The organism is Burkholderia sp. L-4 (assembly GCF_056856535.1).
Genome location: NZ_JBXEOX010000002.1, coordinates 1,830,690 through 1,855,061, shown reverse-complemented (window position 1 = coordinate 1,855,061; position 24,372 = coordinate 1,830,690). Strand labels below are relative to the sequence as shown.

21 protein-coding genes and 1 pseudogene are annotated in these 24,372 nt (G+C 67.6%); 7 read left to right on the top strand and 15 right to left on the bottom strand.

Features of this window, described 5'->3' with window-relative positions:
* Positions 1 to 28 precede the first annotated feature (28 nt).
* From AC1VVG_RS25200 to ahpF, 3 genes and pseudogenes are all read left to right on the top strand, one after another.
* Positions 29 to 389 (top strand): annotated as a pseudogene (locus AC1VVG_RS25200) (PIN domain-containing protein).
* 263 nt (positions 390 to 652) lie between these two features.
* On the top strand, positions 653 to 1,216 hold the full coding sequence (gene ahpC, locus AC1VVG_RS25195) for an alkyl hydroperoxide reductase subunit C (protein WP_049035363.1): 564 nt from the start codon (positions 653 to 655) through the stop codon (positions 1,214 to 1,216).
* Positions 1,217 to 1,335: 119 nt separating this feature from the next.
* Entirely contained in the window at positions 1,336 to 2,934 is a 1,599-nt protein-coding gene (gene ahpF, locus AC1VVG_RS25190) for an alkyl hydroperoxide reductase subunit F (protein ID WP_034185936.1), read from the top strand.
* An 86-nt stretch (positions 2,935 to 3,020) separates the two neighbouring features.
* On the opposite strand, the gene AC1VVG_RS25185 is transcribed toward ahpF, so the two are convergent.
* On the bottom strand, positions 3,021 to 3,779 hold the full coding sequence (locus AC1VVG_RS25185) for an extensin (RefSeq protein WP_482836573.1): 759 nt from the start codon (positions 3,777 to 3,779) through the stop codon (positions 3,021 to 3,023).
* A 159-nt stretch (positions 3,780 to 3,938) separates the two neighbouring features.
* Positions 3,939 to 4,838 (bottom strand): lipid A hydroxylase LpxO, encoded by a 900-nt coding sequence (lpxO, locus tag AC1VVG_RS25180; protein WP_034185934.1) that lies wholly within the window; start codon positions 4,836 to 4,838, stop codon positions 3,939 to 3,941.
* A 685-nt stretch (positions 4,839 to 5,523) separates the two neighbouring features.
* Between lpxO and AC1VVG_RS25175 the strand changes: the two genes are divergently transcribed.
* Positions 5,524 to 6,543: a fimbrial protein gene (locus tag AC1VVG_RS25175; RefSeq protein ID WP_083286506.1), complete on the top strand. Its 1,020-nt coding sequence runs from the start codon at positions 5,524 to 5,526 to the stop codon at positions 6,541 to 6,543.
* A gap of 68 nt (positions 6,544 to 6,611) precedes the next feature.
* On the opposite strand, the gene AC1VVG_RS25170 is transcribed toward AC1VVG_RS25175, so the two are convergent.
* The 7 genes from AC1VVG_RS25170 to AC1VVG_RS25140 form a co-directional block, all read right to left on the bottom strand.
* Complete coding sequence (locus AC1VVG_RS25170; RefSeq protein WP_069705090.1) at positions 6,612 to 7,166, bottom strand: carboxymuconolactone decarboxylase family protein; 555 nt, start codon at positions 7,164 to 7,166, stop codon at positions 6,612 to 6,614.
* 25 nt (positions 7,167 to 7,191) lie between these two features.
* Positions 7,192 to 8,526 (bottom strand): aspartate aminotransferase family protein, encoded by a 1,335-nt coding sequence (locus AC1VVG_RS25165; protein ID WP_482836571.1) that lies wholly within the window; start codon positions 8,524 to 8,526, stop codon positions 7,192 to 7,194.
* Between the two features lie 15 nt (positions 8,527 to 8,541).
* Positions 8,542 to 9,591, bottom strand: coding sequence for a C45 family autoproteolytic acyltransferase/hydrolase (locus AC1VVG_RS25160; protein WP_482837212.1), 1,050 nt, complete (start codon positions 9,589 to 9,591; stop codon positions 8,542 to 8,544).
* A gap of 20 nt (positions 9,592 to 9,611) precedes the next feature.
* Positions 9,612 to 10,340: a glutamine ABC transporter ATP-binding protein GlnQ gene (gene glnQ, locus AC1VVG_RS25155; protein ID WP_034185930.1), complete on the bottom strand. Its 729-nt coding sequence runs from the start codon at positions 10,338 to 10,340 to the stop codon at positions 9,612 to 9,614.
* On the bottom strand, positions 10,337 to 11,044 hold the full coding sequence (glnP, locus tag AC1VVG_RS25150) for a glutamine ABC transporter permease GlnP (protein WP_482836570.1): 708 nt from the start codon (positions 11,042 to 11,044) through the stop codon (positions 10,337 to 10,339). The genes glnQ and glnP overlap by 4 nt, the downstream gene beginning before the upstream one ends.
* Positions 11,045 to 11,059: 15 nt before the next feature.
* Positions 11,060 to 11,812, bottom strand: coding sequence for a glutamine ABC transporter substrate-binding protein GlnH (glnH, locus tag AC1VVG_RS25145; RefSeq protein ID WP_059558236.1), 753 nt, complete (start codon positions 11,810 to 11,812; stop codon positions 11,060 to 11,062).
* A gap of 395 nt (positions 11,813 to 12,207) precedes the next feature.
* Positions 12,208 to 15,747 (bottom strand): ABC transporter ATP-binding protein/permease, encoded by a 3,540-nt coding sequence (locus AC1VVG_RS25140; protein WP_482836568.1) that lies wholly within the window; start codon positions 15,745 to 15,747, stop codon positions 12,208 to 12,210.
* A gap of 118 nt (positions 15,748 to 15,865) precedes the next feature.
* Here AC1VVG_RS25140 and AC1VVG_RS25135 point away from each other — a divergent pair, with 118 nt between their 5' ends.
* Positions 15,866 to 16,816 (top strand): LysR family transcriptional regulator, encoded by a 951-nt coding sequence (locus AC1VVG_RS25135; RefSeq protein ID WP_049028906.1) that lies wholly within the window; start codon positions 15,866 to 15,868, stop codon positions 16,814 to 16,816.
* Between the two features lie 39 nt (positions 16,817 to 16,855).
* Here AC1VVG_RS25135 and AC1VVG_RS25130 read toward each other — a convergent pair whose 3' ends face one another.
* Complete coding sequence (locus AC1VVG_RS25130; protein WP_226226750.1) at positions 16,856 to 17,227, bottom strand: MAPEG family protein; 372 nt, start codon at positions 17,225 to 17,227, stop codon at positions 16,856 to 16,858.
* Positions 17,228 to 17,526: 299 nt separating this feature from the next.
* Here AC1VVG_RS25130 and alr point away from each other — a divergent pair, with 299 nt between their 5' ends.
* The gene (gene alr, locus AC1VVG_RS25125) at positions 17,527 to 18,648 is read left to right on the top strand and encodes an alanine racemase (protein WP_049028905.1); all 1,122 of its coding nucleotides are present in this window, start codon (positions 17,527 to 17,529) and stop codon (positions 18,646 to 18,648) included.
* A gap of 93 nt (positions 18,649 to 18,741) precedes the next feature.
* On the opposite strand, the gene AC1VVG_RS25120 is transcribed toward alr, so the two are convergent.
* The gene (locus AC1VVG_RS25120; protein WP_051700888.1) at positions 18,742 to 19,536 is read right to left on the bottom strand and encodes an enoyl-CoA hydratase; all 795 of its coding nucleotides are present in this window, start codon (positions 19,534 to 19,536) and stop codon (positions 18,742 to 18,744) included.
* A gap of 117 nt (positions 19,537 to 19,653) precedes the next feature.
* Complete coding sequence (locus AC1VVG_RS25115; RefSeq protein WP_034185923.1) at positions 19,654 to 21,063, bottom strand: MFS transporter; 1,410 nt, start codon at positions 21,061 to 21,063, stop codon at positions 19,654 to 19,656.
* Between the two features lie 136 nt (positions 21,064 to 21,199).
* On the opposite strand from AC1VVG_RS25115, the gene AC1VVG_RS25110 reads away from it, so the two are divergent.
* The gene (locus tag AC1VVG_RS25110; RefSeq protein ID WP_034185922.1) at positions 21,200 to 22,081 is read left to right on the top strand and encodes a LysR family transcriptional regulator; all 882 of its coding nucleotides are present in this window, start codon (positions 21,200 to 21,202) and stop codon (positions 22,079 to 22,081) included.
* 15 nt (positions 22,082 to 22,096) lie between these two features.
* Here the strand turns inward: AC1VVG_RS25110 and AC1VVG_RS25105 are convergent, their stop codons facing one another.
* The 3 genes from AC1VVG_RS25105 to AC1VVG_RS25095 all read right to left on the bottom strand — a co-directional run bounded on the left by AC1VVG_RS25105 (position 22,097) and on the right by AC1VVG_RS25095 (position 24,246).
* A complete protein-coding gene (locus AC1VVG_RS25105; protein ID WP_034185921.1) occupies positions 22,097 to 23,050 on the bottom strand; it encodes a hypothetical protein in 954 nt (317 codons plus the stop codon).
* A 151-nt stretch (positions 23,051 to 23,201) separates the two neighbouring features.
* A complete protein-coding gene (locus AC1VVG_RS25100; protein WP_069705086.1) occupies positions 23,202 to 23,654 on the bottom strand; it encodes a DUF3592 domain-containing protein in 453 nt (150 codons plus the stop codon).
* Between the two features lie 10 nt (positions 23,655 to 23,664).
* Positions 23,665 to 24,246: a hypothetical protein gene (locus AC1VVG_RS25095; protein WP_059558244.1), complete on the bottom strand. Its 582-nt coding sequence runs from the start codon at positions 24,244 to 24,246 to the stop codon at positions 23,665 to 23,667.
* Between the last annotated feature and the right edge of the window lie 126 nt (positions 24,247 to 24,372).

Sequence of the window (24,372 nt, the reverse complement as noted above, 5' to 3'; positions counted from 1 at the left end):
GTGCCGCGCCGGCGGAACGACGCTCGGAATGGTAAAAGCGCTCTTCGACACCAACATCCTGATCGACTATTTGGGCGGCGTGGAATCGGCACGCGTGGAACTGGGCCGCTACGACTATCGAGCGATCAGCACGATCTCGTGGATGGAGGTGCTGGCCGGTACGCCCGCACAGGACGAGGCGCCCATCCGCGCATGGCTCTCGTCGTTTGATGTCATCGCGCTCGACCACACCGTTGCGAATCGCGTCGTGACAATCCGCCAGGAGCGGCGCATCCGCCTGCCCGACGCAATTGTCTGGGCATCGGCACAAGGGGCTCCTGCTCGTGTCGCGCAACACGAAGGATTTCCCCGCCACCGAACCCGACGTCCGCGTTCCCTACACGCTCTGAGCCGTCGCCTACCGCGACACCTTGCCCTCCCGTCGCACCGGACACGATCGCGCGAGACGTTCGCCCAGCGCCCGCGCTCGTCCGCATTCGACAGCCATCCGCCCCGCGCTCGACAAGCCGCTCCCCCAGGCCCGCACAATCAAGGGCCGGAAGCAGATAGAAAATCCCGATGCCCCGGATTGAAACAAGCAATTTCACAAGCTCCGGGTGAACCCGGATACTGGCAACACTCCACTCACCACTGAAGACAAGGAATTCTCCAGATGCCGATCATCAACACCCAAATCAAGCCGTTCAAGGCAACCGCTTACCACAACGGCGATTTCGTGCCCGTCTCGGAAGAGAACTTCAAGGGCAAGTGGTCCGTCGTCGTGTTCTACCCGGCCGACTTCACGTTCGTCTGCCCGACCGAGCTGGGCGACCTCGCCGACCGTTACGCGGAATTCCAGAAGCTGGGTGTCGAAATCTACGGCGTGTCGACCGACACGCACTTCACGCACAAGGCATGGCACGACACGTCGGACACGATCGCCAAGATCAAGTACCCGATGATCGGCGACCCGACGCTCACGCTGTCGCGCAACTTCGACGTGCTGATCGAGGAAGAAGGAATGGCCCTGCGCGGCACGTTCGTGATCAACCCGGAAGGCGAGATCAAGCTGTGCGAAATCCACGACAACGGCATCGGCCGCGACGCGGGCGAACTGCTGCGCAAGGTGCAGGCTGCGCAATACATCGCGGCGCACCCGGGTGAAGTGTGCCCGGCCAAGTGGACGCCGGGCGCGGAAACGCTGACCCCGTCGCTCGACCTGATCGGCAAGATCTGACGATCGCGCCGCGCGCCTCGCACGAGGCGCGCGATGGCGGGCCGCCGCGACACGCGGCCCGCACCCTCCTCCGGCACGACGTGCCCGACCAGCATAATCAATACGGAATCCGAAACGCCATGCTCGACGCCAATCTCAAGAACCAACTCAAAGCGTACCTCGAAAAAATCACGCGCCCGATCGAACTCGTCGCTTCGCTCGACGACAGCGCGAAATCGCAGGAACTGCTGGCGCTGCTGAACGAGATTGCGTCGCTGACGGATCGCGTGACCGTTGCGGAACGCCGCGACGACGCCGAGCGCAAGCCGTCGTTCTCGATCGGCGAACCCGGCAAGCCGGCCGGCATCCGCTTCGCCGGCATCCCGATGGGCCATGAATTCACGTCGCTCGTGCTCGCGTTGCTGCAGACGGGCGGCCACCCGATCAAGCTCGACGACGACGTGATCGAACAGATCCGCGCGCTCGACGGCGATTACGCATTCGAGACGTATTTCTCGCTGTCGTGCCAGAACTGCCCGGAAGTCGTGCAGGCGCTGAACGTGATGTCGCTGATCAACCCGCGCATCCGCCACGTCGCGATCGACGGCGCACTGTTCCAGGATGAAGTCGAGTCGCGCCAGATCATGGCCGTGCCGACGATGTTCCTGAACGGCGCGTCGTTCGGCCAGGGCCGCAGCAGCGTGAAGGAAATCCTCGCGAAGCTCGACACGGGCGCCGGCGAACGCGCGGCGAAGTCGCTCGAAAACAAGCCGGTGTTCGACACGCTGATCGTCGGCGGCGGCCCGGCAGGCGCGGCAGCCGCCATCTACTCGGCGCGCAAGGGCATCGCGACGGGCGTCGTCGCCGAGCGTTTCGGCGGCCAGGTGCTCGACACGATGGCGATCGAGAACTTCGTGTCGGTGCAGGAAACCGAAGGGCCGAAGTTCGCGACCGCGCTCGAGCAGCACGTGAAGCAGTACGACGTCGACATCATGGACGTGCAGCGCGCCGACGCGCTGATTCCGGGCGACGTGCACCAGATCCGCCTCGCGAACGGCGCGGTGCTGAAGGCGAAGACGATCGTGCTCGCGACCGGCGCGCGCTGGCGCGAAATCAACGTGCCGGGCGAGCGCGAGTACCGCAACCGCGGTGTCGCGTACTGCCCGCACTGCGACGGCCCGCTGTTCAAGGGCAAGCGCGTCGCGGTGGTCGGCGGCGGCAACTCGGGCGTCGAGGCCGCGATCGACCTGGCCGGCATCGTGAAGGAAGTCACGCTGATCGAATTCGGCGCGCAACTGCGCGCGGACGAAGTGCTGCAGCGCAAGCTGCGCAGCCTGCCGAACGTGACGATCGTCACGCAGGCGCAGACGACCGAGCTGACCGGCGACGGCAGCAAGCTGAACGGGCTCGTCTACAAGGATCTGCGCTCGGGCGACACGCGGCGCATCGATCTCGAAGGCGTGTTCGTGCAGATCGGCCTCGTGCCGAACACCGAATGGCTGAAAGGGACGGTCGAACTGTCGAAGCACGGCGAGATCGTCGTCGATGCGCGCGGTGCGACGTCGGTGCCGGGCGTGTTCGCGGCCGGCGACGTGACGACGGTGCCGTTCAAGCAGATCGTGATCGCCGTGGGCGAAGGCGCGAAGGCGTCGCTCGGCGCGTTCGACCACCTGATCCGCCAGGACGTGGCGCCGGCCGCCGCGCCGCAGCCGCAAGCGGAAGAAGCGGTCGCCGCATAACGCCCTTCGGCGTACCGGATTGTCTCTCTTGGCCCCGCATGCTTTGGTCGGCATGCGGGGTCCTTTTTATTCGGAAGTTGGCGCGGCTACTTGGTTGCGGTCGGATCGCCGTTCGCGGGCGCGGGTGTCGTCGACTTGAAGTTGCTCGATGCACGGACCAGTTGCTCGGTCATCGCGGCGGCGACCGGATTCGCGCCGGACGAATTCCCCTGGCGGGACGAACCGGCGCTTGCCGACATCGACGACATCGGCGGCGGCGGCAACGACGGGTCGAGCTTCGCCGATTCCCGGACCAGCGCGGCCGTCTCCGGCGTTTCGGATTTCGTCGCGGCCGGCGCGGCGGCTGCATGGCGTTCGAGGCCGTCGCGCTTGCGCGGCGCACGTTGCGCGACCTGCGCGGATGCGGCCGATGGAGCGGGTTTGACGGCCGGCGCCGGCGGGGTCGAATCCTGCGCATCCACCGTCACCACGTTGACTTTCGGCGGCGGTGCGGCGGGCTTCGTCACCGGTTGCGGCTTGTCGCTGACGACCGGAACCGCGGGCACGGCCGCAGGCGCCGCGTCGATCCGCGCGGTTTCAGCCGGCGCAGGCGTGGGTGCGGACGGAGGCCGCGCGGCCGCGACCTGTTTCGATGCCGTCGCGGCAGCCGGTGCCGGCGGCGCGATGGCGCCCTGCACCGCATGATCGTTGCTCGCGGGTGCCGCGGCGACCGGCGCGGCCGAATCGCCGATGCCGGCGTCTTCGATCGCACGGTGGTCCGCGCGCAGGAGCATCACGTAGCCAGTGCCGGCCGCGGCTACCAGGAGCGCACCGGCGATCATCAAGGTCTTGCGGGTACTCGTCATGCTTGCTCACCGATCATTTCGACGTGAACAAGCCATCATACGCGGCCGTCGGTCATTGATCCCGCATGAATACATTTGGTTGCATTGATGGCGGCCGAGGGCCGCCGATGCGATGCCGCGCGCCCTATCGTCAGACGGAAAAATGCCTGCTCGTCCCCGTCAGATACAGAAAATTGCAACCGCGATCCCGCCGAACAGCAGCCACTTCACGATGTAGTACACGGTGCGATTCCATGCCTTCAATCGCTTGCCGGCGCGGCGAATCGCATACAGGTACCTGAACGCACGATTGAGGCCGCCCGTGCGATCGCCCGTTTCGTTCGGCGACGCCGCCGCGCGCATCAGCAGTTGCCCGAACGCATCGTTGATGCGCTGCGCCCAGCGATATCTCATCGGGCGGTCGATGTCGCAGAACAGGATCACGCGATCGTGCCCGGTGCGGTTTTCGGCCCAGTGCAGGTACGTCTCGTCGAACATCACGGCCTCCCCGTCCCGCCATGCATACGACTCGCCGTCCACGACGATCCGGCACGCGTCGTCGTTCGGCGTATCGAGCCCGAGGTGGTAGCGCAGCGAGCCCGCGTACGGATCGCGATGTAGCCCGAGTTTCCCGCCCGGCGGCAACTGCGCGAACATCGCCGCCTTGATCGACGGAATCCGCGACAGGATCTCGACCGAGCGTGGACACAGCGCCTGCGCGGACGGATGCGGCGCGTCGTACCACTTCAGGTAGAAACGCTTCCAGCCGTGGCGAAAGAACGAATTGAAGCCGATGTCGTTGTACTCGCCGGACGCCTTGATCCGGCTCGCGTCGCGCAACGCGAGCGCTTCGCCGCGAAACGTGCGCCATTCGCGCCGTAGCACCGCGAGCTCCGGAAAGTGATCCGTATCGAGAAACGGCGTGGTCGGCACCGACGAGAACGCGTAAGAAAAGCAGTTCAGCGGTGCGGTGAAGGTCGAGTGATCAGATAGTTGCCTGAACAACCTGTGCCGAACCTTGCCGCGCCGATGCGTGTACACGACACACGCAACGAACACGATCAACAGGACCCAGCGCATCGATATTTCCCCCGTAAGCTGTTTGCCGAAATTCTAGGTAGGGGAAAAAATTCCTGCACTGACGCGCAGGTCGTGCGGCGTGCGTCGTCACGACGCGGCGCGTTGCCGGATCGACCGTGCCGAAACGCCGAAAGGCCCGAGAATACGGGCTTTTCGGGCCATGGTGGCGCGCGTGCGGCGTGCTCCCGACGCAGGCGCCGCCGGCGATTATTCCGGAAACGGCAAATCAGTTTGTCGGTCTGCACGCATACCGAACGCGTTCAGCGTCATCGTCGCACGCAAACAGGCAACCGGTGCGCCCCATCCCCGACATGATTGCGTCGACGGTCGGCAGCACACCGCTCTTGTCGCACGCCGCGCGAGTCATGTTCAGGTCGACCGCCGGGCGGACGGCATGCGAACGTCGCATCCTCGAACGACGGAATTCGCAACAGGGTTTCACCGAGCGCGGGCACGGCATCCGACAAAGCGCGGCATCGTGGGCGGTCAGGCCCCGGGCGCGCATGCCTGACACGCAGGAACCAGTTCGTGTGAGGGAGACCGCATCGCACTTTTCCGATTGGTTAAACCTGAATTTCGTACTCGTCCCATTAAAAATCCCGCCCCGTTCGATGAAAATCCCAAATCTGATCGGAGTTCGACATATCTGCCCTTCCATACGACGACATTTCGCCGGGAAATCCCCATGAACCTCACGAATCCATTTCATCCTGCCTCGATATCGGCTTGTTCAAGACGTGTATTCCGCCGCGCGTCACTGCCCGTCGTCCTGACGCTCACGGCCGCCTTCGTCACACATGACGCGTTGGCACTCACCCAGGTCACCGCATTCGGCTCGACGCTGAACGTACCGAGCACCACTGCGGCCGGAACGGTCCTGAGTCGCCATACCATTCCGAAAAATCAGCTTTGCGGCGCGCTTGCCAAGTGCGACGTCTACGCGATCTCGTTATGGCCGAACGGCGGAGGCGCCTTCGCACCCGGCCCCGATATCGCCACCAACGTCCCCGGCATTTCGGCGCGGCTGCTGATCGGCGGCCAACCCGCCACCCGGGCCGACTACGGATCTGCCGGCATGCCGATTACCGTCTCGTCATCTCTTGAGGTCCAGCTCGTGCGAGATTCGCGGCCGCTTGAGCCCGGCAGCCTTGCCGGCCAGGCCGGCGGAAATCCTTCGTACTTCTATATTTGCACGTCGCCTCGCGGAACATCCACATCCTATTGCGGTTCGTCGTACGACGGTCTTGCGATCGCGCTGGCGGCCAAGGTCAAGCTGGTCAACGGCACCTGCGGCACGCCCACCCAATCCATCACGCTGCCGGGTGCCGCCGCCGCTCAATTCAAAGGTGTCGGATCGACCGGCAACAACGCATCCACGCAGAGCTTCAATCTGCGATTCGAAAATTGCCCGCCGGGCTATACGCGCATCGGTTACACGCTCACGCCGATCGGTGGCGCGTCGTCCACCATTCCCGGTGCATTGCCGCTGCGTGGCGGATCGACCGCAAAAGGTATCGCCATCAAGATCACGGACGCATCCGGATTGCCGGCCGCCTTCGATTCCTCGTTGCGGCTTGGCGCATACTCGTCCTCGACGGGCGGCACCTACACGCTTCCGATGGTTGCCGGCTATGTCCAGACGGAGGCCGTCGTCACGCCGGGCACGGTCATGGGCGCCATGTCCGTCCTGGTCGATTATCAGTAACCGCCTGCGCCTTCACACCCGCGTCTCAAGCCGGACGCGTGATTCGGGGGCGCCGGTTCAACTGCACCTCATTCCGGGAACGGCAAATCGGTTTGTCCGTCTGCGCGCATACCGAACGTGTTCAGCGTCATCGCGACGAGTGCGTAGTAACCGAGCAGCGCGACGAGATTCACCACGGTCTCGTGGCCGAAGCGCGCCTGTGCGCGCGCGAACGTCGCATCGCTCACGCGGCGCGTGTCGTACAGCTCGCTGGCGAACGCGTATATCAGTGCGTCGTCGTCCGATTCGAATGCGGGCGCGACGCTCAGCCGGATCGCTTCGGCCGTCGCTGCCGGCACACCGGCGTCAAGCGCGATCGGATGATGGATGTGCCACTCGGCCTGCGAGCGCCAGCGCGCGGCCGTCACGAGAATCGCGAGTTCCGACAGGCGCAGCGGCAGGCCCGTGCGATAGCGGCAGAACGCGCCGAGCTTCTGCGCGTGCTGGGCCAGCTCGGGGCTCGCGATCCAGCCGAGGAACGGCCCGTTCAGGTTGCCGCGCGGACCACTGAGGATGTCGGCCAGCACGGCCTTCTGCTCGTCGGTGGCCAATGCGGGATCGAAAGGAGGCAGTCTGTCTGTCATGGTCGGGATTCGATGAAGTCGGGATTCACGCGCCGGCCGACGCGAGCGCCGCGCCGATCGCGCCGGACAGCCGCTCGACGATCGTGTCGATCTGCGGCGCGGTACTGATGAACGGCGGCGCCACCAGGATGTGATCGCCGTACACGCCGTCGATCGTGCCACCCATCGGGTACACCATCAACCCGCGCTGCATCGCTTCGCGCTTGACCGCCGCATGCAGCCTCAGCGCGGGATCGAACGTCGCCTTGGTGTCGCGATCGCGCACGAGCTCGATGCCGACGAACAGCCCGCGGCCGCGCACGTCGCCGACATGCGGATGCGTACCATAATGCTCGCGCAACGATGCACGCAACTGCTCGCCGCGCGCCTTCACGTTGTCGAGCAGTTTCTCTTCGGCGATCACGCGCTGGACTTCGAGCGCGGCCGCGCACGCGGTCGCGTGGCCGAGGTACGTGTGGCCGTGCTGGAAGAAACCCGAGCCGTCGACGATCGTCCGGTAGATGCGGTCGCTCACCAGTGTCGCACCGATCGGCTGGTAGCCCGCGCCGAGCCCCTTCGCGATCGTCAGCAGGTCGGGCGCGACGTCGTCTTCTTCGCACGCGAACAGGTAGCCGGTGCGCCCCATCCCCGCCATGATCTCGTCGAGGATCAGCAGCACGCCGTATTTATCGCACACCGCGCGCATCTTCTTCAGGTACGTGCGCACCGGCGGCACCGCGCCGGCCGTTGCGCCCACCACCGTCTCCGCGACGAACGCCGCGACGTTTTCCGCGCCGAGTTCGACGATCTTCCGTTCAAGCTCGTCCGCCAGACGCTGCGCGTACGCTTCGTCGGTTTCGCCCGATTGCCGGTCGCGGTACGCATAACACGGGCTCACGTGATGCGCTTCGATCAGCAGCGGCAGGAACGGCTCGCGGCGCCATGCGTTGCCGCCGATCGCGAGTGCGCCGAGCGTGTTGCCGTGGTAGCTCTGCCGCCGCGCGATGAAATCCCGGCGCTGCGGCTCGCCCTTCTCGACGAAATACTGGCGCGCGAGCTTCAGCGCGGCCTCGATCGCCTCGGATCCGCCCGACACGAAATACACGTGTTCGAGGCCGGCCGGCGCGGCGTCGACGAGCCGGTCGGCGAGTTCTTCCGCCACGTCGGTCGTGAAGAACGACGTATGCGCGTACGCCAGTTGCTGCGCCTGCCGCTTGATCGCGTCGATCACGCGCTGGTTGCTGTGGCCCAGACACGACACGGCCGCGCCGCCGCACGCGTCGATATAGCGTTTGCCGGTCGAATCGATGATCTCGATGCCGTCGCCTGCAACGGCAACGGGCAAGGTGGCGCGCGGAGCGCGATGGAAAACGGTCGTCATGCGTGGCCTCATGGATCAGGACGCGTCGGGCGCGCGTCCGGACGGCACGATGCGCGTCGCGAAGCGCCGCGTGCCGTGTTGATGAACGGTGAAATCGATTGATGCCGAGCCAATCGTGAACACGGCGGTTGCCAGCGTATTCTCGCCGTCGGGGTCGGCCGGATCGTCACGGTAGATCGGCAGCCCTTGCGGCGCGCGATCGCCGAGCACGCGCAGCAATGCGCGTTCGTCGACCGCGTCGATGCCGGGCATCAGCGTGTCGACGCGGCGCTGGCGGTCGGCCGACGATTGCGTGACGATCTGCGCTTGCGCGTCGCAACCGGGATGCACCAGATGGTTCGCATGGCCCGACAGTCGCGCGACGTCGACGACCGAACAACGCGCGACGCTCGCCTCGATGCTCAGCAAGCGTTCGTCGCCGGTCGCACCGAGCGTGTGATGAAAGCCGCTCGCGCGCGCATGCCCGCGCAGCACGTCGGCCGCCGCGTCGAGCGATGTCGCGTCGAGCACCGCGCGCGCGAGGATCATGCGCGGCACGCCGGCTGCCGGCGTGCGGATGCGCAGATTGTTGATCGTCTGCACGATGCCCGCGCGGTTCGCGGCAAACGTATGGCCCGGCAGCGAACCGGGGTAATAGAAACTGACGAAACCCGGCTTGCCGGCCGGCTGCACGTCGACGAGCAGGCAACGCTCGCGCAGGAAAGGATCGCCGTCCTCGTTGTGCGCGATCCAGCGCGTGCCGTCGGCATCGCGCGCGGCGAGCGTCGTACAGCCGTCCGGCGCGTGATGGATCAGTTCGCCGCGGCAGTTCCACAGGAAGACGTCCTCGGCCGGCCAGCCGATGCCCGCCGCGATCCCGTCCAGTTCCGCGACGAGATCGGGGTACGCGGCCAGCGCGGCCTGCCGCAGCGCATCGACGAACGGATGGCCGCGCCAGCCTCGCACGGCCTGCCATGCGCTGCTCTGCCGCATGTACGTGTCGAATACGGGGCGGGCAAGCTCGCCGAGGCGCACGCCGATGTCGAACGGCGCACCGGCGATGACGGGAGAAAGGGAAAGCGGCATGTCGGCCATTTCGGTTTCGTTCAGGACACGTGTTTCAGGAATTCCTTCAGGCGCGGCGTCGGCGGACGGTCGATCAGGTCGACCGGATGGCCGTCCTCGGCAATGCCGCCCTGATCCATGAACAGCAGCCGCGTGCCGACCCGCTTCGCGAAGCCGATCTCGTGCGTGACGACGATCATCGTCATCCCCTCGGTTGCGAGATCCTGCATCACTTTCAGCACTTCGTGGCGCAATTCCGGATCGAGCGCCGACGTCGGCTCGTCGAACAGCATCAGCCGCGGCCGGATCGCGAGCGCACGCGCGATCGCCACGCGCTGCTGCTGCCCGCCCGACAGCTCCGACGGGTAATGATTCGCACGCGATTCGAGGCCGACCTTGTCGAGCAGCGCCATCGCCTGGTCGCGCGCGTCGGCACGCGATGCACCGCGCACCTGGATCGGCCCGAACATCACGTTCTCGAGCGCGGTCATCTGCGGAAACAGGTTGAACTGCTGGAACACCATGCCGGCCTCGAGCCGGATGTTGCGGATCGTCGCCGCGTTGCCGCGCACGCTCTGGCCGTCGACGAGCAGCTCGCCGCCGGTGATTTTCTCGAGCGCGTTGATACAGCGCAACATCGTCGACTTGCCCGAACCGGACGGGCCGATCACGACGACCACCTCGCCCGCGTCGATCTTCAGGTCGATATGCTTCAGCACCGGCACGTGGCCGAAGCTCTTCGACACGTTCTGGAATTCGATCATGCTCATAAGATGCGCATCCTTTTCTCGACGATCCGCAGCGTCAGCGTCATGGCGCCGGTCAGCAGCAGATAGATGATCGCCACCGCCGTCCAGATCTCGACGGCCTGGAAATTGCCCGCGATGATTTCCTGCCCCTTGCGCGTCAGCTCGCCGACGCCGATCACGATGAACAGCGACGTGTCCTTCAGGCTCACGATGCACTGGTTGCCGAGCGGTGGAATCAGCCGCCGGAACGCGAGCGGCCCGACCACCTTGAGCAGCACGCGCGGCATCGACAAGCCCATCGCGAGCCCCGCTTCCGTCAGCCCCTTCGGAATCGACAGCAGCGCGCCGCGCACCACTTCCGCGAGATACGCGCCGGAATTCACCGTGATCGCGATGATCGCGGCCGTCAGGCCGTCGATGCGGATATGCGCGAGCAGCGGCAGCGCGAAGTACAGGAACATCACCTGCACGACGATCGGCGTGCCGCGGATCAGTTCAATATAGATCTGGGCGAGCACGTTCATCGCCTTCGGTCCGTATGCGCGGAACATCCCCGCGATCATCCCGACGATGAAGCCGCCCACCAGCCCGAAAAATGCGATGAACATCGTCAACCGGACCCCGTCCATCAGGTCCGGCAACGCCGCCCAGATCGCCGACCAATCGAAATTCACTTGTCGCTCCCCGTTCGAATCAAGACCGGCGCGGCCATCCGGCCGCGCCATGGTGCGCCGTCACGCTCACATCTTCGGCGGCTCGGCACCGAACCACTTCTTGTAGATCTGCGCGTAGCGGCCGTCGGCCTTGATCTTCACGAGCGACGCGTTGACCTTCGGCACGAGCGCGCTGCCCTTCGGGAAGCCGATCCCGTATTTGTCGCCGCTGACCGGCTGGCCGGCGACCTTTACCTTGCCCTTGCCTTCGTTGTTCACGAAGAACAGGACGTTCGGCGTGTCGTGCATCGCCGCGTCGACGCGGCCGGCTTCGAGCGCGAGATAGGCCTGGTCGATGTTGGGGAACTGACGGACCTCCTTCGGCTTCAGGTGCGCCTTGATCCAGTCGATCGTCGCGGTGCCCGTCTTCGCGGCGATCACCTTGCCGTTCAGGTCGTCGATCGACTTGATCGACGTGTTGCCCGCCTGCACCATCGCCGCGAGGCCGCTGTCGTAGTAAGGGGCGGAGAAGTCGATCGCTTTCTTGCGCTCCTCCTTGATCGTCATCCCGGACAGCGCGACGTCGATGTTCTGCGTCTGCAGCGCCGGGATCAGGCCCGCGAAATCCATCGGCTGGATCGTGTATTTCCAGCCCTGGTCCTTCGCGATCTCGGCCCACAGGTCGAGATCGAAGCCGACGTACTTGTCGCCCTGCTTGAACTCGAACGGCATGAAGGACGTATCGGTCCCGACGACGAGCGTCTTGGTATCCGCGTGCGCGATGCTTGCGCCGAGCGCGGCGACAACCGCGACGGCTTTCAGGAAGGAACGGCGACTCATGGTTTCTCTCCGCATGATTGAGCGATGTGGCCGGCCAGCCGGCCGGCGGGAACGACGACATCAAGCCGCACCGCAACATGCGATGTCGAATTAGACCTTAGTGCAACAAGTGTTGTCAATGGCGATACTACGACAACAAAAAAGTCCGCAACGAATAAATTCATCGAGACAAATCCGGGCCGCGCGGGCCGGATTGATCGAAGGAAACGGGAAAACGGCGGGGCAGGACGCGCCGCCGGATCGCGCCGCCGCGGGATGGCGGCGCATCGGGAGACAATGGCGGCGCCGTGCGGGGCCGGCCGTGCGCGCCAGGCCGGCAACCGCCGGCGCGGCTCAACGCAGGTTGCGGGGTGCGCGGGACAATACCGGACGACGACGCGCCGGTGTCGCGTCGATCACGCCGCCACCCCGCTCGCCTGATGCGACACGAGCCGCGCATACGCGCCCTGCCGCGCCATCAAGTCCGCGTGGCGTCCCGCCTCGATCACGCTGCCCTGCTCCATCACGAGGATCAGGTCGGCATTGCGTACGGTCGACAGCCGGTGCGCGATGATGATCGACGTGCGCTGCGTCATCAGGTCTTCCAGCGCCGCGCGGATCTGCTGCTCGCTGATCGTGTCCAGATGGGACGTCGCTTCGTCGAGGATCAGCACCGGCGCATCCTTCAGGAACGCACGCGCGATCGCCACGCGCTGGCGCTGGCCGCCCGACAGCTGCACGCCGCGCTCGCCGACGCGCGTCGCCAGCCCGTCCGGCAGCCGCGCGACGAAGTCGCCGAGCGCCGCATGGTCGATCGCGCGCCGCACGTCCGCGTCCGACGCGTCGTTCGCCGCGAGCCGGATGTTCGCTTCGAGCGTGTCGTTGAACAGGTAGGTATCCTGCGCAACCAGCGCGATGTGCTGCCGCAGGTCGTCGAGCCGCAGGTCGCGCAGGTCGACGCCGCCGAGCGTCACGCGGCCCTGTTGCGGATCCCAGAAACGCAGCAACAGGCTCGCGACCGTCGACTTGCCGGCGCCCGATGCGCCGACCAGCGCGACCGTGCTGCCCGGCGGCACCTCGAAGCTCACGCGGTCGATCGCGGGCACGCCGCGGCCCGGATACGTGAACGACGCCGCCTCGAAACGCACGGCCGGATTGCCGGGCAGCGCGTGCGTGCCGTCCGTCACGGTCACGGGCTCCTTCTCCAGCGCGCGCAAGCGGCGCGTCGACGCGATCGTGTCGGCAAGCTGGCGCGCGACCTGGCCGATTTCGGCCACCGGCATGAACGCGGCCACCGCAACCAGCACCAGCAGCGGCAACGACTCGTGCGGAAACCAGCCGCGTGCGCACAGCAGCGCACCGAGCGCCGCGACGGCCAGCCCGCCGAGCCCGCTCGCGACTTCCAGCGCGGCGCTTTGCGTCGACAGGTCGTCGAGCAGCTTCGCTCGCTGCAGGCGGTACGCATCGACCTCGGCCAGGAACGCTGCGCGCCGGCGCTCGATCGCCTGGAACGCGGTCAGCTCCGCGAGCCCCTGGATCGTTTCGGTCAGGTGCGCGCCGAGCTGGCCGAGCGCTTCGCGCGCGCCGGTGCCGAGCCGGTCGACATCGCGCCGCGCGAGCACCGGCGCGAGCCCGGCCCACAGCAGGAACGGCAGCAGCACGAGCGCAAGCGGCCATGCGACCGACGCGAGCAGCACCAGCACGCCGGCCGGCACCAGGACCGCGACGAACGCGGGCGCCAGCGTGTGCGCATAGAAATACTCGACGGTCTCGACGTCCTGCGTCGCGAGCGAGACGAGATCGCCGGAACGGCGGCGCAGCAGCCCGGCCGGCGCGAGGCGTTCGAGCGTCGCGAACAGCGCGATGCGCATTTCCGCGAGCAGCCGGTACGCCATGTCGTGCGCGAGCCACGATTCGAGCCAGTGCAGCACGGCCGCCACCGGCGCGATCACGAGCAGCGCGACGACGAGCGACGCACTCACGCGGCCGGACGACACCGCACCGACCACCATCGCGCCGATCACGCCGACGCCGATGAACGCGAGCACGCGGCCGATCCCGAACAGCACGGTCAGCACGACCTTGCCCTTCCACGGCCGCACGAAGCGCAGCAGCGTCTGCAACGTTTCCGCCCAGCCGATCGTCGCCGCGTCGTCGTTCAGCGGCCGCACCTGCGGGCCCGACGACGCGCGCGCGGTCGCACCGGCCGCCGCCGACGCGCCGACGGATTCGGCGACCGCCTCCAGTTGCGGCCCCATCAGCCGGCGATACGGGCCGTCGCGCGCGATCAGCGCCGCATGCGTGCCTTCATCGACCACCTGCCCCTGGTCGAGCACCAGGATGCGGTCAGCGCCGATCACGCTGGACAGCCGATGCGCGAGCACGAGCGTCGTCCGCCCGCGCGTGAGCCGGTCGAGCGCCTGCTGGATCAGCGCTTCATTCTCCGCATCGACCGACGACAGCGCCTCGTCGAGCAGCAGGATCGGCGCATCGCGCAGCAGCGCGCGGGCGATCGCGATGCGCTGGCGCTGGCCGCCCGACAGCATGAGCCCGCGTTCGCCGATGCGCGTCGCGTAGCCGTCGGGCAACGCCGAGATGAAATCGTGCGCGTTGGCGGCGCGCGCGGCCGCGATCATGTCCGCGTCGCTCGCCTCGGGGCGGCCGAGCCGCAGGTTGTCGGCCACACTGCCGTCGAACAGCGTCGCATCCTGCGCGACGACGGCGATCATCTCGCGCACCTGGTCGGCGTCGAGCGTGCGCACGTCGTGGCCGCCGATGCGTACCGCACCGCCCTGCGCATCGTGCTGACGCAGCAACAGGCGCACGATGGTCGACTTGCCCGCGCCGCTCGGCCCGACGATGGCGACCGTCTCGCCTTCGCGAACCGTGAAGCTCAACGCCGCATGCGCATCCGCGCGGCGCCCCGGATACGCGAAGCTGACGTCGTCGAACGCGATCTCCGGCCGCAGGGCCGCGACGCGCGGCGCATCGGCGGCCGGCCCCCGGCTGCCCGCGTCGAGCAGCGCATGGATCGCATTCGCCGCCGACTGGCCGATCATCCCCTGGTGCAGCACCGCACGCAGGTCGCGCAGCGGCCGGAAGATTTCGCTGCCGGCCATCAGCACGATCAGCAGCGCTTCGTGGCTCATGTCGCCGTGCCGCACGCGCCATGCGCCCACCGCGATCGCCGCGGCCGCGCCCAGGCCCGTGCCGAGATCGGTGAAGAGCCGCGTCAGCAGGCCGAGCGCGAGCACCCAGAACGTGCTGTCGGACAGCGCGCGCGCCTTGGCGGCCAGCTTCGCGCCGAACGCGCTGCTCTGCCCGAACGCCTTCAGCGTCGGCAGGCCCTGCACCGCGTCGAGAAACTCCTCGCCGAACGCCTTGAACGCGGCCGAGCGTGCGAGCGCCGCACGCTTGTCGGCGCGATGCACGAGCTGCGGCAGCGCGAGCGTGACGAGCGCCGCGACCAGCAGGATCGCGGCCGTCGGCACGTCCCACCATGCGAGTACCGCGAAGATCATGACCGGCGCGCAGGCGGCGATCACGAGTTGCGGCAGGTAGACGCCGAAGAAGGTTTGCAGCTGCTCGACGCCGTCGACGACGGCGAGCATCACGCCGCCCGTGCGCTCGCCGCTGAACCACGCGGGGCCGAGCGCGGCGATCCGGTCGAACAGCCGCGCGCGCAGCGTGGCCTGCACGCGCCCGGCCGTATGCTGCGCGAGCACCGTGCGGCGATGATCGAGCCACGCGCGCAGCAGCACGCAGGCCGCCGTTGCAGCGACGGCTTCGCCGATGCTGCGTACCGACGCACCGGAAAAAACCAGCGCCAGCACGCGGCCGAGAAAGACGAAACGCAGGATGCCGACACCCATCGCGACGAGCCCGAGCGCGACTGCCGCGGCCACCCGCCAGCGCAGTCCGGCCATCATGGCCCATAGTCGTCGGTCGAAATACATGTTGCCTCCAGTCAGTGACGCGTTGCTTTTTTCTTGACCGGATCGAGGCTACCCGCGCCTCCCGCGCGCGGCAAAAGATGATTTTTCAACGGGTGTTGAGTCAACTACAATACCCGGCATGTCGCACCTTCCTCCCCTTAGCGCGCTGCGTGCTTTCGAGGCGACCGTCCGCCTCGGCGGGTTCGCGCGCGCGGCGGTCGAGCTGAACGTGTCGACCAGCGCGGTCAGCCACCAGATCCGCTCGCTCGAGGAAGCGCTGGGTGCACGGCTGCTCGAACGCAGCACGGGCATAGGCGGCATCGGCCTCACGCCGGCCGGCGCCCGCCTGCTGCCGGCCGTCAGCGATGCGCTGTCGCGCCTGACCGACGCCTGCGCGGAGATTCGCGGCACCGCACAACGGCTGACCGTCTCCGCCAACGCGCCGTTTTCGTCGATGTGGCTCGCGCGCCGTCTGGCGGAATTCTCTTCGCTTCATCCCGACACGCCGCTGCATGCCGTCGTGCTCGACGACGAGCCGGATTTCGCGCGCAGCGGCGTCGATCTGGCGATCGTGCACGTGCCCGCGCACCGGCTGCGCGCCGACGACGACATCCTGATGCGGGAAACCGTGTTTCCGGTCTGCAGCCCCGAACTGTTTCCGTACGCATCGGGGTACGTGTGCCGCTCGCGGCTGCTGCAGGAAATGCACGAGAACAGCCCCGAGATCGACTGGCGCAACTGGGCGTCGGAATTCGGCTTGCCGGGCGACTTCGAAACGAAGATCGTCCGTTACAGCAGCTTCAGCCAGGTGATCGGCGCGGCCGTCGGCGGTGCGGGCATCGCGCTCGGCCGCGTGCCGCTGATCGAGCCCGAACTGCGCAGCGGACGCCTGGTACCGCTGGTGCCGGGCCTCGCACGCGAGGCGTCGTGGCGCTTCGTGCTGCGCCGCCATCCGTCCACGCGCCACCGGCTGCTCGATCCGTTGATCGCATTCCTGCGCAGCGAAGCGCAAGTGCCGCCGTTCGTCGCAAAAAAGGTTGTGCCCGCATCCAACGACAGTCACGCACGGGGCGCGGGCGGCGCGCCGTAGCGCCGGCATGCGCCGCCGGCGCCCGTGCTCACCGGCCGCTTACGGCGCGGCGAAGAACAGCGCGACGACGCACGCCATCCCGCCGAACCACACGAGCGAACGCAGCGACGCCCAGTTCAGCAGGTACATCAACGCATAGACGACGCGGATCGCGACGAACGCGATCGCGAGCTGGTCGACGCGATGCACGTTCGCGCCGTTGTGCCACGCCACCACCAGCGCGGCCGTGAACAGCGCCAGCGCTTCCCATGCGTTCTGATGCGCGGCCTGCGCGCGAGCGCGCCAGCCTTCGAGCCGGGACAGGTAATCGCGTGGCGCGCGGTTGTCGTAACCCTTGCGGGCCTTGGCCAGGAACGTCATCGGGAACGGCAACAGCGCCACGATGAACAGGCACAGCTGGGACGTCGTCATAAGTCTCCTCCGTTATGATTACATTGATCAATGACAAGATCGCCGAGAGCTTAGCATTGCGCCGCCCGGTTCGCGCACCGGTTTTCTAGACGGGGGACTCGGCCGCACGGGCCGCGGGCGGCCGCGGCCGATCGGCATGACCGCCAAAATTTCCACCAAATCGGCGACAAATACGTTAATTAAAACTGGTCGAACACCAATAAGATAGCGCTCGACACTGGCTTGGCGCGTTGCGGCGCCAGCCTGCCGTTTCACTCCGCGCCGCCGCGCGCCGAACGACATCGACCCGAGCCATCACCATGCCCCGTCCCATCGTCGCCCATATCCGCCCTGACGCCGTCCGCCACAACCTCGATTTCATCCGCCGCACGGCCGCGCAATCGCGCGTCTGGGCCGTGATCAAGGCCAACGCATACGGCCACGGCATCGAGCGGATCTATCCGGGCCTCGCGGCCGCCGACGGCATCGGGCTGCTCGATCTCGACGAAGCCGTGCGCGTGCGCGAACTCGGCTGGGACAAGCCCGTGCTGCTGCTCGAAGGGATCTTCGAGCCGGCCGACGTCGAACTGGCCGATCGCCACCGGCTGACGGTGAGCGTGCATTGCGACGCGCAGCTCGACCTGCTGATCGCCGCGAAGCCGCAACGGCCGATCGACATCCAGCTCAAGATGAACTCCGGCATGAACCGGCTCGGCTACCGGCCCGCCGCGTTCCGCGCCGCGTGGGAACGCGCGGCGAGCGCACCGTCGATCGGCAGGATCACGCTGATGATGCATTTCGCGAACGCCGACGAAGGCCAGGTCGACTGGCAGCTCGACCAGTTCGATGCGACGACGGCCGGCATTCCCGGCGAACGCTCGGTGTCGAATTCGGCGGCCGTGCTGTGGCATCCGCGCGCCCATCGCGACTGGGTGCGGCCCGGCACGATCCTGTACGGCGCGTCGCCGACGGGTGCGTCGCGGCATATCGCCGACACGCCGCTGATGGCCGCGATGACGCTGACGAGCCGGATCATCGGCGTGCAGACGCTGGCGCCGGACGAAACCGTCGGCTACGGCCGCCGCTTCACGGCCGACCGGCCGATGCGGATCGGCGTGGTCGCATGCGGCTACGCGGACGGCTATCCGCGCCACGCGCCGACCGGCACGCCGATCGCGGTGGACGGCGTGATGACGCGTGTCGTCGGCCGCGTGTCGATGGACATGCTGACCGTCGACCTGACGCCGTGCCCGAATGCGGGTATCGGGTCGAGCGTCGAGCTGTGGGGCGACCAGGTGAAGGTGGACGATGTCGCGGAAGCCAGCGGCACGATCGGCTACGAGCTGATGTGCGCGCTCGCGCCCCGCGTGCCGGTCGTGATCGTGCCGCCCGGCGCATCGACCGTGCAACCGGCCCTGCGGACGGGAAGCTACGGGCGCTGACCGACGTCGACGTACATGCCGCCCGGATTGCGGGCCGCCTCGGGCGGCCCGTTCGCTTTCCGGCGAGCCGCCGCGCGAGTCAACGGGAACGCGCTACGAGCGCCACGCCGGCTCGCGCTTCTCGAGGAACGCGTCGATGCCCTCGCCGGCATCCTCTTCCATCATGTTGCGCGCCATCACGTCGCCCGCATACGCATAGGCTTCGTCGAGCGGCAACTCGCGCTGGCGATAGAACATCTGCTTGCCGTATCGCACCGCGGCCGGGCTCTTCGCGACGATCTCCGCGACCTTGCGCGCGACGGCCGCGTCGAGCGCGTCCTCGGGCACGGCCTCGTTGACGAGCCCCCACGCGGCGGCCGTCGCCGCATCGACGAAGCGCCCGGTCACGAGCATGTCGAAGGCGCGCTTCGCGGTGACGTTGCGGCTCAGCGCGACGGCCGGTGTCGAACAGAACAACCCGACGTTGATACCCGATACCGCGAAGCGCGCGGTATCGGCCGCGATCGCGAGGTCGCACGCGGCGACGAGCTGGCAGCCGGCCGCCGTCGCGATGCCGTGCACGCGCGCGATCACCGGCACCGGCAACGCGCGCATCGCGAGCATCACGCGGCTGCACTGCGCGAACAGCGCGCGGTAGTAGTCGAGTTCGGGCCGGCTGCGCATCTGCCGCAGGTCGTGGCCCGCGCAGAATGCCTTGCCCTCGGCGGCCAGCACGACGCAACGCACGTGCGAATCGGCCGCCAGCGCCTCGAACGCATCATGCAGGCTCGCGAGCATTGCCTCGGACAATGCGTTGAACTGCCGCGGGCGATTCAGCCGCAGCGTGACGACGCCGTCGTGCGCATCGCGCAACAGGATCGGCTCGGCAGTCTCTTGATCGGGTTCCATGGTGTTTCGCTCGACGAAGGGCGGCAGAATGCGTTTCGGCACAGACGTGCGGCCGGCGCAACCGCGCGTGCGCGGCCGGTCGATGAAATGGTCCTCCACATTCCGTGTGACGTCCAGTCACGCCCCTTTCGTCATGCCGGCCGCCCGTGCGGCAAGGGCGGCCGTCGCATACGCCATGCATCCAAGCGCCGCGACCGCCCACAGCGCGTCGGTCAAGTCCGGCAACAGTATCGTCGCGGCACCCGCGATGGCCACGCCGAACAAGCTTCCGGCCTGCCGCGCCGCGTTGAGGAACCCTGACGCCACGCCCGCCGCATCCGCGGGCACCTGTTCGAGCACGGTCGCGATCATCGGCGCGACCGACAACGCGGTGCCGGTGCCGAAGGCGGCCATGGCCGCCCAGACCACCAGCCATGGCGCACGCAGCGCGAGCGCGACGGCGATCGCCGGAATGGCCAGCGCCGCCATCCCGAGACCGCTTGCCATCAGCGTGACCGGGCGCACACGGCCATGCAGTTTTCCCGACAACAGGTTGCCGAGCGACAGGCTCAGCGCGAACGGCAACAGCGTCATCCCCGTCTGCCGCGCACTCATGCCGAAGCGCCCGTGCAGGTACAGGCTCAACACGAACAGCAGCCCGAAGTAGCCGACATAGACGAGGCTGCCCATCAGGTTCATCGCGACGAACACGCGATTGCGAAACCACGCGAGCGGCACCATCGGATGGCGCGCACGCCGCTCGACGACGACCAGCATCGCTGCCGCGAGCGCGGCGGCCAGCAGCGCGCAGCGCACTTCCCCCGCGCCGGGGCCGCGCGTCGGCAATTCGATCACCGCGAAACACAGCGCGCCGAGCGCCGCCGCACCGATACCCTGGCCGGCCCAGTCGAACGGGTGCGCATGCCGCGCGCCCGACGCCCGCACGAGCATTGCCGCTCCGGCAAAGGCGATCGCGCCGGTCGGCACATTGATCAGGAACGCGCTGCGCCAGCCGAAATCGTCGACGAGGATGCCGCCCAGCACCGGCCCCACGGCCACCGCAACCGATGCGATGCCGGCCCAGACCGCAATCGCCCGCGCCCGCTCGGCAGGCACGTCGAAGGTGCCGCGCACGACCGCGAGCGACGCGGGCAAGAATAGCGCGGCACCCATGCCCTGCGCGAAGCGCGCCGCCACGAGGATCGCCACGGACGGCGCAACGCCGCACGCCGCCGATGCGGCGACGAACAGCGCCAGCCCCGCGAGATACACGTGCTTCGCGCCGAACCGGTCGGACAGCGCGCCGCCCGCGAGGATCAACGCGGCGAAGCTGAGCGTATACGCGTCGACGATCCACGCGAGTTCGGCGACCGTCGCGCCGAGGCTCGCGCGCAACGCGGGCAGCGCCACGTTGACGATCGTCGAATCGAGGACCGCCATGAACATGCCGATCGCGACGAGCGCCAGCGTGAAGCGCTGCTCGCGCGCCGTCGGGCGGCTCGCGACGGCCAGGGGGACGGAAACGGACACGGGATTGCAATCGGACATGACACCTCCAGGCAGATGCCGGGAGTCTAGGAACGGCACACGATGCGGAAAAGTGATAATTTCGCATTTGCCTGATGCAGATCTGCATCACCCGTTCCCGTCCGCCGCCGCCCGCCCGATGACACAATCGCTCCGCATGAACTGGGACAACGCCCGCTTCTTCCTCGCGCTGGCGCGCACCGGCACGCTGCGCGGCGCCGCGGCGCAGCTGAATGTCGATCAGGCGACGGTGGGACGCCGGATCGCCGCGCTCGAGGAGGAACTGTCGGCCCGCCTGTTTCTCCGCACGCCGACCCTCTATGTGCTGACGACCGCCGGCGAAGCGCTGCTCGAACCGGCCGAAACGATGGAACGGGCGTCGCTCACGATCGAACGCCGCGTGATGGGGCTCGACGAGCAACTGGCCGGATCCGTGCGGATCGCCACGACCGACTCGCTCGGCAAGCGTTTCGTGGTGCCCGCCATCGCCCGCATGCGGCGCAAACATGCCGGCATCGACGTCGTCTGCGTGACTTCAGCGGAAATCGCCAACCTCACGCGCCGCGAAGCGGACCTCGCGATCCGCACGTTGCGGCCGGAATCGCCGGACCTGATCGTCAGGCGGCTCGGGCATCTCGAAACGGGGATCTATGCCTCGCGCCGCTACCTGGCCGAGCGCGGTGAACCGGTCGCGGGCAGCGCGTTCGACGGGCACGACCTGGTGATGTACCAGCAGCCGGTCGTGCCGACGATGTGGGACGCGCTGTGCGGCGAACCGACGTCGCGCGGCCGCGTGATGTTCCAGACGTCGTCGACGATGATGCTGGTGGAAGCGACGCTGGCGGGGCTCGGCATTGCGGAGCTGCCGTGCTTTCGCGCCGATGCCGAGCCGGAACTGGTGCGTCTGATGACGCGGCGCTGCAATCACTTCGACGTATGGCTCGTCGCCCATGCCGATCTCTACAAGACCGCGCGCGTGCAGGCCGTGATCGAAGCCGTCGTCGACGAATTCGCGACCGCCGCGGCGACTGCCCCGTAACGGGCCGCCCGGGCGTCAGCGCGGCCGATACTCGCCATCCGCGGCAGACCATCGAAACGTCCGGCGCCATTTGCCGCCACGCTCGCGTAACTGCAGGTCCCGGAAGCCGTCCGTCGAAGTCGGCAGCATGCTCAGCGTATTGCTGCCTTCCGTGATGTCGTGATCGCGCGTGCCGTCGCGATGCCAATCGCCGGCGATATCCCGGTAGAACATCATCGGCTGCGCGAACACGACGCGCAGCGTCTTGCCGTCGATCCGGAACAGGTACAGCGCCTCGAACGATGCGCCGCCGCCTGAGTAACCGATCGACCAGCCCGCCCGCACCCCGAACGCCGCATCGCCCGCCCGCAGCGTATACGGCGCGAGATCGAACCGCGACCACCGCTCGGGCCGTAACGCGAGATCACCCGGTCGCGTCGTCTGCTCAAGGTAGTCGGGACTGTCGAGATTCGTGTTGCTCCAGTCGGTCGCCTGCTCGAGCGGCTGTTCGGTACGCGCGACGAGGCGCGGCACGCCGTCCGGACCGCGCTCGAACACGCCCAGCCAGACCCGTTCCTTCTGGTCGTCGGCATCGGCGTGGCGCTCGAACCCTTCACACTCGGTGGGTGCACGAAATCGCAGCGCCTCGCGCGCAAGCTCGTCGGTCGGTGCCGCACAAACGATCGCAACGAACGCACCGGGGCGCTGCGGCCACGGTTTCGCGCCGACCAGCACGACACGCGCAAGCGGCTGGCCCGGGACAAGCTGTGCCACCAGCCCTTCCTTCGTGAAGCCGGGCGGCAGGCGCACACCGAAACCGTCCCCTTCCGGCGCGCCGGTCATGTCGCGCGCATACGCGGCGCGGGTTTCGGGAGCATCGAACGTCCCGGGCACCTGGTCGAGCGAATGCGCCGTACCCGCCGCGTGCGCGGCGAAGCCCGCAAATGCAGCGCCGATCGCGACGAGCCACGGCATCAAGCGAATTGTCATGCTGGAAGAGTCCTGTGAAGTAGCGAGGCGACGTACTGCGATACCGTACATGCAATCGTGTGCGTGACAACCGGATCGGCCCGCGGCCTCATGACGGAATCCATGATGTTCTGCTTGCGGGGTTCGACACGTTTCGGCGCGCGGCGGGTGATCACCTCCGCTTGCGCCCGCTGCGCCATGCGCGCACGCCCGACCACAACTGACCGACGCCAACGACGAAAAAAACCGCGCCCATCCCGCCGATTGTCAGCGCATCGCCCCAGATCGCGCCGAACGTATTCATCCGTGCGGTCATCCTCGGCGCGTCCGGCGCATAGCGCACCTCGACCGTCGCGCCGTCCTGCACGCTGACGTCGCCGCCCTGCGCGTATTCGACATGCTCACCCGCGTGTGTCGTGAACGCGATCTCGGGATGATGCGGGCCTGCGTTCAGCTTGATGACGCGCCCCGGCACGACGATCGACGTGCGCAGGAATTCGCGCGTCGACTGCGCGCCCAGCGTGGCGCCGATCAGCATGCACGTGCCCAGGACGGTAAAGACGATGCCCTTCGCGATCAGCGTCTCGACGTGCTGGGTTGCGGCGCGGCCGGATGCCGACATCATGCGTCTCGCGCTACGGACGCGACTGATGGAACGACACGTCGATCCGCGACTGCGTCTTGCAGCGGTACATCACGCCGCGCCCCGTTTCGTCGGTCACGCCTTCGTATGGCCCGTTGCACCCCGTGACCTTGTACGGCGCGAACGGGATGCGCTTGCCGTCGGTCGGCCGGACCAGCACCGGAATCCGCCCTGTCGGGCCATCGCCGATCATGCGGACGAGCATCATGCGCGACGCATCGATCGGCGCGGCGGAACGCATGTAGATCGTGCGCCCCTGCGCGTCGGTCGCGCCTTCGACTTCGAGTTCCCGGCTGTCCTGGGCGGCGCTCGTATAAAGCGCGAATGCATAGCGCGTGTTCGGCAGCGCCTGTTTCGTCGCGGGATCGTACAGCACGAAATAGCAGCCGTTGACGCCCCTTCCGGCCGTCGCCTGCCCGTCGACCGGTGTGGGATGGCACGTGTAGGACGAACCGTTGCCGACGTCCGCCTGCGGCGCCTGCTGCCCGGTGCCTGCGCATCCGCCGGCCAGCGCGGCCATCAGCGTCACGCATGCGCCGCGCACGCGCGCGGCCTGATCGACTCCGATTTTCATTGGAAGGGATTCCGTTCCCGATTGTTGCAGACGCCGGGCATGCCGCGCGCGATGCGCAGGCACGCCGCCCTCGGCCTCCGGCAGGATACGGACATCGCGGTACGCTGTAAATCGTTGCGCCCGCCA

Coding starts and splice junctions, on each gene's coding strand:
- ahpC (WP_049035363.1), top strand. CDS start 653: ATGCCGATCATCAACACCCAAATCAAGCCGTTCAAGGCAACCGCTTAC.
- ahpF (WP_034185936.1), top strand. CDS start 1,336: ATGCTCGACGCCAATCTCAAGAACCAACTCAAAGCGTACCTCGAAAAA.
- AC1VVG_RS25185 (WP_482836573.1), bottom strand. CDS start 3,779: ATGACGAGTACCCGCAAGACCTTGATGATCGCCGGTGCGCTCCTGGTA.
- lpxO (WP_034185934.1), bottom strand. CDS start 4,838: ATGCGCTGGGTCCTGTTGATCGTGTTCGTTGCGTGTGTCGTGTACACG.
- AC1VVG_RS25175 (WP_083286506.1), top strand. CDS start 5,524: ATGAACCTCACGAATCCATTTCATCCTGCCTCGATATCGGCTTGTTCA.
- AC1VVG_RS25170 (WP_069705090.1), bottom strand. CDS start 7,166: ATGACAGACAGACTGCCTCCTTTCGATCCCGCATTGGCCACCGACGAG.
- AC1VVG_RS25165 (WP_482836571.1), bottom strand. CDS start 8,526: ATGACGACCGTTTTCCATCGCGCTCCGCGCGCCACCTTGCCCGTTGCC.
- AC1VVG_RS25160 (WP_482837212.1), bottom strand. CDS start 9,591: ATGCCGCTTTCCCTTTCTCCCGTCATCGCCGGTGCGCCGTTCGACATC.
- glnQ (WP_034185930.1), bottom strand. CDS start 10,340: ATGAGCATGATCGAATTCCAGAACGTGTCGAAGAGCTTCGGCCACGTG.
- glnP (WP_482836570.1), bottom strand. CDS start 11,044: ATGGCGCGGCCGGATGGCCGCGCCGGTCTTGATTCGAACGGGGAGCGA.
- glnH (WP_059558236.1), bottom strand. CDS start 11,812: ATGAGTCGCCGTTCCTTCCTGAAAGCCGTCGCGGTTGTCGCCGCGCTC.
- AC1VVG_RS25140 (WP_482836568.1), bottom strand. CDS start 15,747: ATGTATTTCGACCGACGACTATGGGCCATGATGGCCGGACTGCGCTGG.
- AC1VVG_RS25135 (WP_049028906.1), top strand. CDS start 15,866: ATGTCGCACCTTCCTCCCCTTAGCGCGCTGCGTGCTTTCGAGGCGACC.
- AC1VVG_RS25130 (WP_226226750.1), bottom strand. CDS start 17,227: ATGACGACGTCCCAGCTGTGCCTGTTCATCGTGGCGCTGTTGCCGTTC.
- alr (WP_049028905.1), top strand. CDS start 17,527: ATGCCCCGTCCCATCGTCGCCCATATCCGCCCTGACGCCGTCCGCCAC.
- AC1VVG_RS25120 (WP_051700888.1), bottom strand. CDS start 19,536: ATGGAACCCGATCAAGAGACTGCCGAGCCGATCCTGTTGCGCGATGCG.
- AC1VVG_RS25115 (WP_034185923.1), bottom strand. CDS start 21,063: ATGTCCGATTGCAATCCCGTGTCCGTTTCCGTCCCCCTGGCCGTCGCG.
- AC1VVG_RS25110 (WP_034185922.1), top strand. CDS start 21,200: ATGAACTGGGACAACGCCCGCTTCTTCCTCGCGCTGGCGCGCACCGGC.
- AC1VVG_RS25105 (WP_034185921.1), bottom strand. CDS start 23,050: ATGACAATTCGCTTGATGCCGTGGCTCGTCGCGATCGGCGCTGCATTT.
- AC1VVG_RS25100 (WP_069705086.1), bottom strand. CDS start 23,654: ATGATGTCGGCATCCGGCCGCGCCGCAACCCAGCACGTCGAGACGCTG.
- AC1VVG_RS25095 (WP_059558244.1), bottom strand. CDS start 24,246: ATGAAAATCGGAGTCGATCAGGCCGCGCGCGTGCGCGGCGCATGCGTG.